Raw genomic sequence first — 13,602 nt, forward strand, 5'->3', positions numbered from 1 at the left:
CCAAGCGCCTGTTGGGCAGAAAAAGTCACAGAATAATCAGCGTCGCGAGCCCAAGGAATGATAAAAAGCCGACCACATCGGTCACGGTGGTTAAAATCACCGCGCCGGATAACGCAGGGTCGATCTGGAGCTTTTTCAACACCATGGGGATGAGCACGCCGGATAAGTTGGCGAGACTCATATTGATAAAGATAGCCAGGGTGATCACCAGCGTGATCATGGGGTCGCCGAACCAGAGATGGGCAATCAAGCCGACCACTAATGCCCAAACCAAACCGTTACTCATACCCACCCACATCTCTTTGTTATACAGCCAGCGGACGTTGTTGCCCGCCAGTTGGCCCAGCGCCAGGCCGCGTATAACCACGGTGAGGGTTTGGCTGCCCGCAATACCCCCCATGCTCGCCACCACCGGCATCAAAATAGCCAGCGCCACGATTTGATCTAAGGCCGCTTCAAATTGCCCGATAACGAAGGCGGCTAAAAAAGCCGTTAACAAATTAATACCCAGCCAAATGCCGCGACTTTTCGCACTGCGTAAAACGGGCGTGAAGACTTCCTCTTCGTTACTGACGCCGGACATATGCTTTAACGTCATATCAGCGTCTTCTTGAGTGATCTCTAAGACGTCGGCGGCGTTTAGCTGGCCTACCAATAACCCATCGCTGTCGCACACGGGCACAAAGTGCAGCTCTTTAGAGCGCAGTAAAGCGGCGGCATCACTGACTTTCATTTGATCATTTAGGGTAAAAAAGTCATCCATATAATCATCAACCACGGCATCCTGCGGCTGTTTGATTAAATCAATCAGGGTTAAGGTGCCGAGTAAGCGTTTATCCTTATCCGTAATCATGATCTGCTGCGACTCATCGTCGAGAAGATGGTGGATACGGATATAGCGCTGCACGGCCTCTAACGACACGCCCTGTTTTACATTGACCGTCTCAGGATCCATGTAGCGGCCAACCACGTCATCTTCATAGGCGTGAAGATTCTCAACCTGGGCGCGAATCTCTTGGTCTAGGCTGGCGTAAACGCTGGTTTTTATGGCTTCATCGGCAACATCTAAAACTTCAGCAACTTCTTGAGCATCCAAGCCTTTAACAATTTGCTCTACGTCGCTGGCCGATAAGTCTTCGATGTAGTCAGCGCGGATGTCTTCGTCAACTTCGGCGAGAACCTCGCCGATTAAATCGTCGGGAACATACTCCCAAAGAAAATCTCGCGTTTTGGCCGGGAAGGACTCCAGCGTTCGCGCAATGTCTAAAATATCGAGTTCAGAGAAATACGCTTGTAGTGCCGCTGTGTCTTGGTCATCTAGCAGGTTTTGAAGGTAGAGTAGCTGCTCTTCGGAATTGGTGTATTTTTCATCATCGCGCATAGAGTCCGTCCTTGTTGGAAGCTAAGTGTTAAAGAAGTGCAAACTCCTGGCGGCTCGCTTTATGAATGTTATAGACAGGTATGGTTGAACGCCACGCGAACACCATAGGCCATGCGCTGCTGGGCAGAAACGGGCGCTACGTCGGTGCCAATCATTTCATCGGTAGCGTCGGCCCAGGTCAGCGTGCCGTGGGTGAACCCCAGCGGCGCCAGCGCGCGACCAATCCACTGCGTACCGGTAAAGCGTTGCGCTTCACCATTCTGGTCGGTGAGTAAACTGACGGCGTTATCCTGATGCAGGCGAACGATGTACCAGCCCATATCGAGTCCGTGTACTTCTACATCGGGCAGCGGTGCGGAACATTGCGCCAGTTCTTCAAGGGTGAGGTGAGCGGGCAGCGTTGAAGACATGGCGTATCCTCATGAGTGAGCATCTTATACGCCAAGACTAAAGGGTGTGCTTTATTTGTACAGCAGTAACCGTCTGATCGACGTTATTTAGACGCTAGATCAGACGGTTCGGGGCAGGTGTTTTACTTATTATCCATTTCTAAACAGGAAACTATAGGCATTTAACGCAGGTACACCGCCTAGGTGGGCGTAGAGCACCTTGGAGCCTGGCGGAAAATCACCGTTGCGCACCATATCGATCATGCCGTGCATGGATTTGCCTTCGTAGACCGGATCGGTGAGCACGCCTTCAAGCCGAGCGCATAGGCGAATGGCTTCCAGCGTGCCTTCGTTGGGCAGGCCGTACTCGGGGCCGCCGTAGCGGGTATCCAAAATAACATCGTCATCGCTAATACCGCCTTCCAATTCCACCAGCTCAGCCGTATTGCGCGCAATGCGCAGGATCTGTTCACGGGTTTGCTCAGGCTTGGCAGAGGCGTCAATGCCAATCACTCGCTGGGCACGGCCATCGGCGGCAAACCCCACCACCATGCCCGCCTGAGTACTGCCGGTGACCGAGCACACCACGATGTAGTCGAATTTAAAGCCCAGCTCTTTCTCCTGCTGACGCACCTCTTCAGCAAAGCCAACGAAGCCCAAACCGCCGTAAGGGTGTTCAGAGCAACCCGCGGGTATCGGAAACGGTTTGCCACCACGCTGACGCACATCTTCCATCGCCTGCTCCCAGCTGGGACGAATGCCGATATCGAACCCCGCATCATCCAAGCGTACATCGGCGCCCATGATGCGGGACATCTCGATATTGCCCACTCGGTCATATACCGCATCGGAGTAGTTGACCCAGTTCTCCTGCACCAGCACACACTGCATGCCCAGGTGAGCGGCCACTGCTGCCACTTGCCGGGTCTGGTTGGACTGGATGCCGCCAATCGATACCAGCGTATCGCAGCCTTTTTCCAGCGCCTCAGGAATTAAGTACTCCAGTTTGCGGGTTTTATTACCACCGAAGGCCAGGCCGCTGTTGCAGTCTTCGCGCTTGGCGTAGAGCTCAACTTCACCACCTAAATGTTCGCTTAGCCGCTTGAGCGGCGTAATGGGAGAGGGGCCAAAGGTGAGTGGGTAACGTGGGAAGCGTTCGAGGTTCATAGCAATCTCCAGCTTTAAAACATTGGGGGCGATATAGGGCGGCTAAGGTTGTTGTGAACAATTGGCGTGCTCTCTGCTATTTATAGTAAGTGTTAGCTATGATTTTTGTGTTGCAAAGTTGGCTGGTTTAAAGCAATAAAAGTTGCTAAAACATGTTTTATGTGGGTTTAAATAGTGTTTGTAGATGAATAGGGTAAATAATAATGCGCTCAAAAACCTCCCGTTCACGTCCTGAGCCTGATGATCAGGCCGCTGAACTAGACCGAACAGATCGGCGTATCCTTAAACTGCTTCAGGACGATGCCACGCTCTCCAATGTGGCACTGGCAGAGCAGGTGAGCTTGAGCCCGGCGGCGTGCTTACGCAGGGTGGAAAAGCTTAAGCGGGATGGGGTAATCAGCCGGGTGGTGGCCCATTTAGACCCGGAGCAGCTACAGGCGGGTATGGTGGTATTGATTGGCGTGGTACTGGATCGCTCGACGCCGGAATCCTTCGCGGCCTTTGAAAAGGCGGCCCAGAAGGTTTCTGGCTGTATGGAGTGTCACGTAGTAACGGGGGAGTTTGATTATTTTATGCTGGTACGCACCCGGGACAGCCAAAGCTTCAACAGGCTGCACGCTGAACAGTTGCTCTACCTGCCCGGCGTGCGCCAGATCCGCTCGTTTATGGGGCTGCGTCAGGTGGTCTCGACCCATAAGGTGCTGGTTTAGTCTTTTGGAAAGCGGGGTTGTAATCAATAGATCGTCACTATGTGACAAGCCATTTTTGGTTTTCTGGTCGGCATCTGCTGCGGGGGTGTTACTGACGACCAATAATGCGGGGGGGGGGCAATACACTGCTGAGTCATCTGTCGAATCCAATGACAATTTTCGCATTTATTGGCATATTTTCGACTATAGTCCCAGGGGAAAGTGATGCCTCAGCAACTTGCTGCGAATAATGCATCAGTAGTTGAACACACTGGCTTTGGCGATGTATACGCAATCTCGTTTTCCGATAAGTTCTATTCACCCCCCCCCCATTATGATGGTAGGCCTGGCGGTAATAGCCAGTGGAGCTGCAGTCACTTAAGAGTACCCAAGTAAAGGCACTTGAGCGTATTTCGATATCAACTAGGATGTGCCATGACCACCGCGACCATTGAACAGCGCTTAAGCGAGCCTGAAGGTAAGCAGCTTGAATTCAAGCGCGACTTGTCATCGCCCAAGCCGATATTGAAAACCTTGGTCGCTTTTGCCAACACAGCAGGTGGTCAACTGATCATTGGTGTTGACGACGACGGCACAGTGCTAGGCGTGGATGATCCGCTGGATATGGAGGAGCGCCTTACTAGCATGATCGCGGATGCCATTCACCCCCGGCTATTGCCCAATATTGAATTGGTTAGCGTGGATGAACATACCCTGGTGTGTATTGAAGTGTTTTTGAGTAGCGCTCGCCCACACTTTCTCAGAGCGTTAGGCGAAGAAAACGGTGTGCTGGTGCGGCTCGGTTCGAGTAATCGGCAGGCGGGGTTGGCTCTTATCCAGGAGATGCAGCGCCAAGCGAGCGGCACTACGTTTGATGTTCAGCCCATGCTCGAACTTAGCCGTGACGACCTTGACCAAAACGCCATACAGCAAGCCTTCAGCAGCGAACAACCGCTTGATGACAACAAGTTACGAACATTACGGCTACTGGTGCCGTATCAAGGTCGCCTAGTACCCAGCGTTGGTGGAATTTTGTTGTTTGGCCACGAGCGCCACTGGCACTTTGAAGATGCCTGGATTCAGTGTGGGCGTTTTCGCGGCACCGATAAGGTCGAGATCTTTGATCAGGCAGATATCCACTCGCCGCTACCCCAAGCGGTTGATGAAATTGAGTTATTTCTCAAAAAACACGCCTTCAAGCAAGCAGAGTTTGGGGCCATGCGCCGTCGCGATGTCTGGAGCATTCCACTGACCATATTGCGTGAAGCGATCATCAATGCCTTGGTACATAGTGACTACTCCCAGCGCGGTAGCCCTATACGCATTGGTTTTTTTGACGACCGTATCGAGATTGAAAGCCCAGGGCTGCTCATGCCTGGCATGACCATAGAAGACATGAAACGCGGCGTTTCCATGATTCGCAACCCAGTGATTGCCCGCGTGTTTCGTGAGCTAGGACTGATAGAGCAGTGGGGCAGCGGTGTAAAGCGTATTTTCGCGGAAGCCCACGCCCAAGGGCTGCCAGAGCCGCATATTGAAGAAATTGTCAATCGCGTGCGTTTGAGTATTCGGCTGGCCGCACCGGTTGCGATCCAGCAGTCAGCTTCACTGACCCAGGCTGAGTCAGTGAAGTCAGCGTCACGGCTAGAGTCACGGCTAGAGTCACGGCTAGAGTCAGCGCTGGCAGCCAGAGTGCTGCTGATACTGCAGCAGGAGCCGCTGGGAAAAGCAGCCATGGCGCGTGAGCTGGGTCACAAGGGCGTCTCCGGTGAACTCAATAAACAGGTAGGCAATTTACGCCAGCAGCAGTTTATTGAAATGACGCTGCCCGAGAAGCCCAATAGCCGCCTTCAGCAATACCGCTTAACCCCTAAAGGGCAGCGCTTTTTGCAGGACACTAAGGATCTAACATGAACACCGCCATTCATAATGGCCGCTTCTAGAAACGTTAAATACCCGACATATCAGGGCTACCTTCTTGACTACCCCGTTGAAGCGTTGTCGCAGGTTTACTGTCGATTATTCTCTTACTGTGGGCTCTGGCCGGGTGGCCAGCCAAACGGCAATCAGCATCAGTAGAGCGATCACGCCCCAGCGAGTCCAGCCGGGGCCGAGTGACCAAGCGGTGATCAGAGCACTCAACGCTATCATGCTAACAGCCGCCAACTTAGCGTGCCGGGGGATGGCGCGCTCTTGCTCCCAAGTAACCAGCAGTGGCCCGACATAGTGGCGGGAGCGGATCCAGGCCTCAAAGCGCGGTGAGCCTTTGGAGGCACAGTAAACAGCCATTAGCATAAACACGGTGGTCGGCAGCAGGGGCAGAAAGATGCCTAATACACCGATGCTAAAACTCATCCCTGCCAACACGACCCACATGAGGCTGATCAGTCTCATTCTTGCTCCCCAATTAGCGCGCGGTGATGCATATATTGCCCGTTACGTATGGATAAGTATGGACTTATATGAGGGCTTTGCCACTCGGCTCGTTGGCTGCTGAAAGCCGTCTTAAGGCGCCAGGGCGAGCAGAGGCTTGCCATGGGGGCCGCCCTCAATGTGCTGCAGCTCGGCCGCGTAAATCTTCGCGATGGTTGCGGGGTTGAGTACTTGGTTGGGTAGACCATGGTCAATACGCTGCCCTTGATGTAGCAACCATACCCGGTCAGCGTAGGTGCTGGCGAGATTAAGGTCGTGGAGCACGCAAACAATGGCCATGTGGTGCTGCGTGGCCCAACCGCGCAGTTGGCGCATCAGGCGCTGCTGCTGGCCGATATCCAAGGCGCTGGTAGGCTCATCCAGAAGTAAAATACCGCCATCCTTGGCGGTGGGAGAACACCTTGAGAGTAGCTGGCAGGCGCCTCTCGCGATCATCACCCGCTGGCGTTCGCCGCCGGACAGCGAGAGTACGCTGCGCTTGGCGAGGCGGGTTAGATCCAGATCATCCAGTAGCGCCGCTACTAGTGATTTAGCCGGGTTACTGCCTAGACTCAACAGCTCGTCGGTTTGCCAGTCAAAGCCGGGTAACTCCTGCTGGGCGACCAACGCTCGGCGATTGGCAAGTTCGGCAATGGGCCATTCGCGCAAGGGTGTGCCATCCAGATGTAGTTCGCCCTGTTCGGCAGCTCGAAACCCCGACAGCATGCTGAGCAATGTGCTCTTGCCCGCGCCGTTGGGGCCGACAATGGCTAGCAGCTCGCCGGGGCGAATCGTGCCATCCAGTGGAGCGATAGTAGGTGTGGTGGTTAAGCCAGCCTGATGGAGCGTTAGCATGCTCGGTTCCTACGCATTAGTAGGTACAGGAAGTAAGGGCCGCCGAGCAGGCTAGTCAGCAGCCCGACGGGGATTTCTGCCGGGGCAGCGACGGTGCGGGCCAGGGTGTCAGCCACGACCAGCAGTAGCGCGCCGCCGAGCATCGAAGCGGGTAGCAACAGCCGGTGGCCAGGCCCTAGCCAAAGCCGCAGGCAGTGGGGCACCAGCAGGCCCAAAAAGCCAATGACGCCGGTGAGCGCCACACAGATTCCTACTCCCAGTGAGGTCGCGATCACCACCCGGCGTTTTAAACGCGCCGCATCCAGTCCCGCCGCATGGGCGGTAGCTTCACCCAACTGGAGCAGGTCGAGTTCACGAGCGCTGCGCATTAACAGCCATAGGGCAACGGCAATCAGGACGAGTGCTAAGGCCGTGGTGCGCCACAGGGCGTTAGTCAGCGTACCCATGCCCCATAAACTAAGCTGGCGTAGCTGTTCATCGCTGGCGATAAAGGCTAAAACCCCACCGCCAGCTCCGGCTAGGGTGTTGATGGCCAAACCAGCCAGTAGCAGGGTCATCACAGCGGCACTGCCGCCGCCCTGGCGCTTGGCGATGCCAAAGACAATCAAACAGACGCATAAGGCGCCCAGAAAGCCTGCCGCAAACTGACCGTAAAGGCTGCCTGTGCCGCTGTTTTGAAAGAGCACGATCCATACCGCTACGAAAAGCCCGGCACCGCTGGCAAGGCCAAGCAGAGTAGGGTCGGCCAGCGGGTTACGAAACAGCCCTTGCATAGCGGCGCCGCTACCGGCAAGCATTGCACCCACTGCCACGCCCAGCAGTAAGCGCGGCAGGCGCAGTTGCCACCACACTTGAATACTGAGCGGGTCGGCTTGGCCGCTGATGAGTCCCCAGAGGGAAATGCCCAACGCACCGGAGGCGGCCGCCCAAGCTAAGGCCAGCAGCAGCGCTGCGGTTAAACCGGCGAGCACGCGGCTGGTTCGGCTAAGCGGCAGCCGCATCCAGAAGCGGTTAGTGTGAAGTATGGCTATCATGGGCTTAGCTGGGCGCTAGTTGGTACGCCCAATAGCGCTTCAACGTCCTGGCGCAGGGTGAGTAGCTGATCGGGCGTGCGCGGGCCAAAGCCAAGCAAGGCTTGGTCATCAATGACAATCAGCTGTTGCTCTCGGCCTGCGGGGGTTAACGCCATACCGGGTAACTGCCATAGCGCGGCTTCGCCACCCATTGCCGCCAGGCCACGCTCGGAGACAACCACAACCTCCGGCGCTTGCCGGGCCAGGGCTTCGGCACCCACGCTGTGATAGCCCTGCATCGCGGCGAAGGCATTGGTCAGGCCCACCGCTTCGAGCGCGCTATGTGCTGCGGTATCGCTGCCCGCCGCCCGAGGTGTTAAGCCGCTATGCTGCATGATAAACATGGCTCGGGTCGGGGGTAGGGCAGGCAGGTTGGCTAGCCGGTCAAGTTTCTCATCCAAAGCGTCTGCCAATGCCCCAGCTGCGTCACTGCGATCAGTTAATTGGCCGACGGCGCGGACTTTATCGGCAATGGCATCAAGGGTTGGCGGGGCGTTAATAGTGGCGACGTCGATCCCCACCGCCTCAAGCTGCGCCAGCACTTCCTTGGGGCCTGCGTGCCCTGCGGCTAACACCCGGTTAGGTTTAACCGACAGGACGCTTTCAGCGGAGAGCTGGCGCAGGTAACCCACCGAGGGCAGCTCGGCCATTGCCGGTGGGTGCACCACGGTGTCGTCCCGAGCAATAACATTGATATCGGCATCCAGGGCGGCCAGGGTTTCGGCAATATCACCGCCCAGCACTACCCAGCGCTCGCTGGCCAATGCGGCCCCGGTGGTTAGCCATCCTATAAGCAGTACTGCCAGTGAGCGGCGCATCAGGCGTTTTGCGTTCATGCCACCGCCTCTTGGCTGCCGAGCTCATCCAGCAACTGCCGCCACTCGCGACGCTCCGCGCGGCCTTCCTGGCGCTGTGCGTAGAGTTGCAGCACTAGCGAACCTTCGGCGTCGAAGGCTTCAATGCTGGTCACGCCGCCGTCGCGGTTGGGTTTGCTGACTTGCCACACTTGGTCAATTGCGGTGTCATCAAGGTGCAGGGTGAACTGCTCGCCAAATAGATTCAGCCAGCCGCGGGCGCGTTGCGGGGTGGGTAATTTACCGGTGCGGATCTGTACGCAGCCGGGGCTAGCGACAAACAGCATCAACGGCAGCGCGCGTAGGCTTGCATGCTGCAGCACTGTTTCCAGGGCATTGACGGGCAGCGTTTGGGTATAGCGGCCTTCCATTAACTGGTTGGCCTCAATACGCTCCAGATGATGGCGCTGGAGGAGGGCAAAGAACTGGTGCACGTCGCGCATCGCGGCCCACTCGCTAGCGAGGGTCGGCGCTTCGGGCAGTGGGCGCTTTAGGCGGGGCATGCTTTGGGTAAATGCAGGAGTGTCCCGAGTGCCCAAGGCTGCTAAGGCACCCCAGGGGCGCGGCAGCGGGTTCTCCAGGGCAAAGCACTTGTGAACGGCGCAGCCATGCTGGTTGAATATTTGCAGGCTCCAGCGCCACTGCGCCTCTTGCGTGCTGGTGTCCGGCATAGGATCACGAATCAGGCAGGCCCAGTGCCAGTTCGTGTAGAGCAGCCGTAAATCCAGGCCGCCAGGATCGAGCAACAGGCCAGTATGCTCCCCGCCGCTAAGCTCAGGGTAGTCGCCGGTTTGCTCTAGCACGGCCAGCCGGGAGCGAGTCAACGCCTTAACCCGCCCCAACTGGGGCAGGTAAGCGGCGATATCTCTGGGCGAGAGCGGCAGCGTCCACACGTCGCGCCCTAAACGGGCGGCCTGCAGCTCGCCTTCGCTGATCGATAAGCGTTCGGCAATCTCAATCGCCGGTAGCCGCGGCTGCGCGGCGCGTGCCGCGTCAAAGGCTTCGATAATCGCGATCTGTTGGGATGGAATCATGACGCACCTCTATCGGGTTGACTGCATGGATTTACCACTGCCAGTTGAGGGTGGCGAACAGGCTGCGCCCATCGCCCAGGCTGCCGTCGGGGCGGTACCACACCTTGTCGCCCACATTGGCAAGGCGCAGCGAGGTATCCACGGCCGGAGTGAGTTGCCAGGCAAGATGCACATCGTGCAACCCATAGCCGGGCAGGCGATCGTCATCGCCCTGCTTATCGAAGGATTGGGCAAAACGCGCTTGCCAGCCCAGGCGAATATCGCTGTTGTACAGAGCCACCTCGCTACCCAGAGTGGCTTCCAACGGTGTTTGACTGCCTAGGGGCTCGCCAGAATCGCGGTCTTTTCCGGAGACTTCCGAAAGGCCTGCAAAGCTGGTGAGTAGTGGGAAGGCGTTGGGCTGCCAGGTCACCCGGGCGTCATAGCCCCATAGCTGGGCACGCTGAACGTTCACCGCCTGGGTGGTGCCCGCCATGATGTCGACGTGGGTGTCGATAAAATCGTCGGCGCGAGTATCGAAGTAGCTGGCACGAACCTGCCAGTCGCCCTGATGCCAAACCACGCCGCTTTCCCAGGTATGGCTGGATTCAGGCGAGAGGTTGGGGTTGGGAATCCAGTAATTGTCCGGCGTGCAGAAGGCTGGCCCGGCGCAGAAACCGGCAAAGTGGCGCTCGTTGGCGTAAAGCTCGGAAAGACTGGGCGCGCGAAATGCTTCGGCGTAGCCCGAGAACAGCATCAAGGCATCATCGGGCCGCCAGGCAAGACGAAAGCGCGGTGACACTTGGTCGTGGACGCTATCGGCGCCGTTTTGGCCACTGGCGTCGTAGCGGTCGTAGCGAGCCCCCAGGCCAACATCAAACTGCCCGGCGCCGCCATTTTTCAAATAACTGCCAGCGGTAAGCGTGGTGTCGAGATAGGCTGCCTGGGTGTCGATATCGGCTTTAGGGAAGCCATTCGCTTCGCCATCTGGCCGTTGGCGTGCCTGCTCCAGCTCGGCACCGAACACCAGCGTTTGCGAGAGCCAGCCGTGATCAATGGTGTGGTAGCCGTCGCTCTGGAGACCGGCCCGCTCTAGGGTGCGGTTGGCCAGGGGCTCGTCAATATCTTGTTGGCTAAAGGTAAGCTGCGAAGTGACTTCGGTGGCAGCGCTGGGCTGCCAGCGGTGGCCCAACTGGACGTTGTTGCTTACCACATCGCGGTCACGCAGAGGATTGCTGGCATCGGTTGAAAGCTGCTGTGGGTTGGCGGGCTGGGTGGCGCGTTCGTCGTAGTGCTGCCAGCTCATAAATACCCGCTGGTCGTCGCTTGGCTCCCAACCGCCTTTTAGCAGCAGGCTATTGAGCGTTGCATCCTCTTCGGCTTCATCGCCCCCGGCGCGGCGAATATCACCGGATTCACTGCGGCCGATTGAAAACAGACCATCCACCTGGCCATTTGCGGTATCGCGGCGGCCAAAGGCCGTCAGGCTGCCGCGCATTTCGTCGCTGGCCGTCGCACCGCCTACGGAAAGGCGTACGCCGCTATCTTCGCCAGGGGCAAGCAGGTCATTGGCATTCACACTGGTGAAGCTGACGACACCGCCCATGGCATTGCTGCCGTAAAGGCTGGAGAGCGCACCGCGCGCTATCTGCACTTCTTGAATCAAGCCTGGGTCGAGAAAGAAGTTGCCGATATGGCCGGTGGAGATATCCTGACGAACGCCATCCAAACGTACCAGCACCCCTTTGCTGCCAAAGCCGCGCATGCTCAAAGTTTGGCCATTTCGACGCCCTTGGCCAGCCACATGCAGGCCGGGTTGGCGGCTAAGCACATCTTCGACCCGGCTGGCGGTGGCCAGCACCGCATCATCACGATCAATAATATCGATAATTAGCGGCGCCTGTGAAAGATCCGTAGGCGCCCGGGTGCCGGTGACCGTCACTGGGTTAAGCTCGGCGTCGTTTGCTTGAGCGGCTAACAGTGGGAGCAGCGTTAAACAGAGGCCACCAAAAGTGAGTGTGTGGTTCATAAGCCAGAGAGTTCCAACAGGGATAAGTGGAAGAGGTCGCTGGCTGGGTGCGATGGGCTACCTGGCTGGCTTTGCTGTATAAATCTTTAAATTAATCAGGGCCTGAAGCGTTAACAGCTTTAAGCGTTGAGGATTAGCTTGCCGCTTTTAGTGCGGCGCAACACATAGCGGCGCTGTTCATGGTGAATCACCAGTTGGCCTGAGCTACCGAGCAATTCGCTGCTATCTACTTCGCGGGGCGCTGAGGCTGACGTATCCCTTTGGGGCGTCTCCCCCTGGCGAGTGCCCTTATCGGCGATCTGCATGAGAGGATAACTCCTATGTTAATGATAACTATTAGCGTTAATTTAGCAGAGTTGTCGGTATCTCTCAATAGGATTTGGAGAGGATAGGCGGGTTAACCACACGTTCTTCATCTAAATGCAGCCACTACGTCATCGTGTTGTCATTTAGCTTCTTTAGTGTCTCCTAACGTTCAATCGTTGGCCTACAAACGATCAGGGGGAGACCAGAATGAGTAAAGAGATCGAAGATCATCGCCTGTTTAACCACAGCGGCAATCAACCTTTCGCCGAAGTATTGGCGCACCATGTATCCCGGCGCGATGTGATGCGCGGTGGTTTGAGCATGGCGGCTGCCTCGATGCTTAGCTTTGGCGGCGCTGCTCAAGCGCTTGCCTCAAGCGGAGCCCAAAAAACACCCCTGACACTGGCGTTTGAGGCGGTTCAAGGATCACTTACCGATGCTGTGGTGGTGCCAGAAGGTTACGTGGCCCAAGTCTTAGTGCCTTGGGGGACGCCGTTAAGCGCTGGCGACAGTTGGCAGCCTGACCAGCCAATGACCGCCGAGCGCCAAGCCTCGAGTGTGGGCATGCACCATGACGGCATGGCTGGCTTTGCCCTGGATACCGACAACGCCTCACGGCGTTTTGTGCTGGCGCTTAACAATGAGTATATCGACCAGTCGGCACTCTGGGCGCCCCAGGGCGGCCCCACCAATGCGGATGAGGGCCAGCGTCCGGCCGAGGAGTCACGCACCGAAATCAATGCTCACGGTGTCACCCTTGTCGAGGTGGAAAAAGACGCCAGCGGCCAATGGGCGCACGTACCGGGTTCGCGCTATAACCGTCGTCTTACCAGTGCGACGGTGATGGAACTTTCCGGGCCAGTGGCGGGCAGTGACTACGTCAAAACGCGCTTTTCGCCTGAGGGTACCCAAACCCGTGGTACCAACAATAACTGTGGTAACGGGGTAACGCCCTGGGGCACTTATATAGCCTGTGAAGAGAACTGGCCCGATATCTTTGTGAACCGCGGCGAACGCTTCCAGGACGATGCGCGGATTGGTATTCCCACCGATAAAAGCCGCTATGGCTGGGATACTTCGGCAGGTGATGCCTCAGAACAGAATGACGAATTTGCTCGCTTCGACATTGCCCCGCGCGGCGAACGTGCCGAAGATGATTATCGTAACGAAGCACGCACGTTCGGCTACCAGGTGGAAGTGGATCCCTATAGTGATGCATTGGCGGTTAAGCGTACGGCACTCGGCCGTTTCCGCCATGAAGGGTGTTGGTTAGGCAAGCTGGAAGCCGGTCAGCCAGTGGTTTACTACTCAGGCCACGATGCCCGCAACGAGTACGTATATAAATATGTCTCTGATGCCGCCTGGGATCCCGCCGATGCCAACCGCCCAGGTGAAGAGTACGATCGTCTTGCCATTGGCAACAAATATTTGGAT

12 protein-coding genes and 1 pseudogene are annotated in these 13,602 nt (G+C 56.9%); 3 read left to right on the plus strand and 10 right to left on the minus strand.

Translation table 11 applies throughout. The features are described from left to right. Positions 1 to 25: 25 nt before the first annotated feature. The 3 genes from mgtE to JI62_RS05800 form a co-directional block, all read right to left on the minus strand. Positions 26 to 1,381 (minus strand): magnesium transporter, encoded by a 1,356-nt coding sequence (mgtE, locus tag JI62_RS05790; RefSeq protein ID WP_088699247.1) that lies wholly within the window; start codon positions 1,379 to 1,381, stop codon positions 26 to 28. 68 nt (positions 1,382 to 1,449) lie between these two features. Beyond that, a complete protein-coding gene (locus JI62_RS05795; protein ID WP_088699248.1) occupies positions 1,450 to 1,791 on the minus strand; it encodes a DUF6482 family protein in 342 nt (113 codons plus the stop codon). A gap of 129 nt (positions 1,792 to 1,920) precedes the next feature. Further along, complete coding sequence (locus JI62_RS05800) at positions 1,921 to 2,937, minus strand: 1-aminocyclopropane-1-carboxylate deaminase (protein ID WP_088699249.1); 1,017 nt, start codon at positions 2,935 to 2,937, stop codon at positions 1,921 to 1,923. Between the two features lie 203 nt (positions 2,938 to 3,140). Between JI62_RS05800 and JI62_RS05805 the strand changes: the two genes are divergently transcribed. Both JI62_RS05805 and JI62_RS05810 read left to right on the plus strand, forming a co-directional pair. Next, on the plus strand, positions 3,141 to 3,647 hold the full coding sequence (locus tag JI62_RS05805) for an Lrp/AsnC family transcriptional regulator (protein ID WP_088699250.1): 507 nt from the start codon (positions 3,141 to 3,143) through the stop codon (positions 3,645 to 3,647). Between the two features lie 414 nt (positions 3,648 to 4,061). Next, entirely contained in the window at positions 4,062 to 5,540 is a 1,479-nt protein-coding gene (locus tag JI62_RS05810) for an AlbA family DNA-binding domain-containing protein (RefSeq protein WP_088699251.1), read from the plus strand. A gap of 105 nt (positions 5,541 to 5,645) precedes the next feature. Here the strand turns inward: JI62_RS05810 and JI62_RS05815 are convergent, their stop codons facing one another. The 7 genes and pseudogenes from JI62_RS05815 to hemP form a co-directional block, all read right to left on the minus strand. Beyond that, positions 5,646 to 6,020 carry a YbaN family protein gene (locus JI62_RS05815; RefSeq protein ID WP_240513153.1) on the minus strand — a complete coding sequence of 125 codons (375 nt, stop codon included), beginning with the start codon at positions 6,018 to 6,020 and terminating at the stop codon, positions 5,646 to 5,648. 111 nt (positions 6,021 to 6,131) lie between these two features. Beyond that, a pseudogene (locus tag JI62_RS05820) lies at positions 6,132 to 6,833 on the minus strand (ATP-binding cassette domain-containing protein); the annotation flags it as partial. Between the two features lie 53 nt (positions 6,834 to 6,886). Further along, positions 6,887 to 7,927, minus strand: coding sequence for a FecCD family ABC transporter permease (locus JI62_RS05825; RefSeq protein ID WP_088699253.1), 1,041 nt, complete (start codon positions 7,925 to 7,927; stop codon positions 6,887 to 6,889). After that, a complete protein-coding gene (locus JI62_RS05830; protein WP_088699254.1) occupies positions 7,924 to 8,802 on the minus strand; it encodes a heme/hemin ABC transporter substrate-binding protein in 879 nt (292 codons plus the stop codon). Before JI62_RS05830 ends, JI62_RS05825 begins: the two co-directional genes overlap by 4 nt. Next, positions 8,799 to 9,854: a ChuX/HutX family heme-like substrate-binding protein gene (locus tag JI62_RS05835; protein ID WP_088699255.1), complete on the minus strand. Its 1,056-nt coding sequence runs from the start codon at positions 9,852 to 9,854 to the stop codon at positions 8,799 to 8,801. The genes JI62_RS05830 and JI62_RS05835 overlap by 4 nt, the downstream gene beginning before the upstream one ends. 31 nt (positions 9,855 to 9,885) lie before the next feature. Beyond that, complete coding sequence (locus JI62_RS05840) at positions 9,886 to 11,862, minus strand: TonB-dependent receptor domain-containing protein (protein ID WP_088699256.1); 1,977 nt, start codon at positions 11,860 to 11,862, stop codon at positions 9,886 to 9,888. 119 nt (positions 11,863 to 11,981) lie between these two features. Next, on the minus strand, positions 11,982 to 12,167 hold the full coding sequence (hemP, locus tag JI62_RS05845) for a hemin uptake protein HemP (RefSeq protein ID WP_088699257.1): 186 nt from the start codon (positions 12,165 to 12,167) through the stop codon (positions 11,982 to 11,984). Positions 12,168 to 12,375: 208 nt separating this feature from the next. Between hemP and JI62_RS05850 the strand changes: the two genes are divergently transcribed. Then, positions 12,376 to 13,602 (plus strand): PhoX family protein (locus tag JI62_RS05850; RefSeq protein ID WP_141101301.1); only part of this gene is annotated, 1,227 nt, incomplete at its 3' end.

Source organism: Halomonas campaniensis, assembly GCF_002211105.1.
Lineage (GTDB): Bacteria > Pseudomonadota > Gammaproteobacteria > Pseudomonadales > Halomonadaceae > Vreelandella > Vreelandella campaniensis_A.

Coding starts and splice junctions, on each gene's coding strand:
- mgtE (WP_088699247.1), bottom strand. CDS start 1,381: ATGCGCGATGATGAAAAATACACCAATTCCGAAGAGCAGCTACTCTAC.
- JI62_RS05795 (WP_088699248.1), bottom strand. CDS start 1,791: ATGTCTTCAACGCTGCCCGCTCACCTCACCCTTGAAGAACTGGCGCAA.
- JI62_RS05800 (WP_088699249.1), bottom strand. CDS start 2,937: ATGAACCTCGAACGCTTCCCACGTTACCCACTCACCTTTGGCCCCTCT.
- JI62_RS05805 (WP_088699250.1), top strand. CDS start 3,141: ATGCGCTCAAAAACCTCCCGTTCACGTCCTGAGCCTGATGATCAGGCC.
- JI62_RS05810 (WP_088699251.1), top strand. CDS start 4,062: ATGACCACCGCGACCATTGAACAGCGCTTAAGCGAGCCTGAAGGTAAG.
- JI62_RS05815 (WP_240513153.1), bottom strand. CDS start 6,020: ATGAGACTGATCAGCCTCATGTGGGTCGTGTTGGCAGGGATGAGTTTT.
- JI62_RS05825 (WP_088699253.1), bottom strand. CDS start 7,927: ATGATAGCCATACTTCACACTAACCGCTTCTGGATGCGGCTGCCGCTT.
- JI62_RS05830 (WP_088699254.1), bottom strand. CDS start 8,802: ATGAACGCAAAACGCCTGATGCGCCGCTCACTGGCAGTACTGCTTATA.
- JI62_RS05835 (WP_088699255.1), bottom strand. CDS start 9,854: ATGATTCCATCCCAACAGATCGCGATTATCGAAGCCTTTGACGCGGCA.
- JI62_RS05840 (WP_088699256.1), bottom strand. CDS start 11,862: ATGAACCACACACTCACTTTTGGTGGCCTCTGTTTAACGCTGCTCCCA.
- hemP (WP_088699257.1), bottom strand. CDS start 12,167: ATGCAGATCGCCGATAAGGGCACTCGCCAGGGGGAGACGCCCCAAAGG.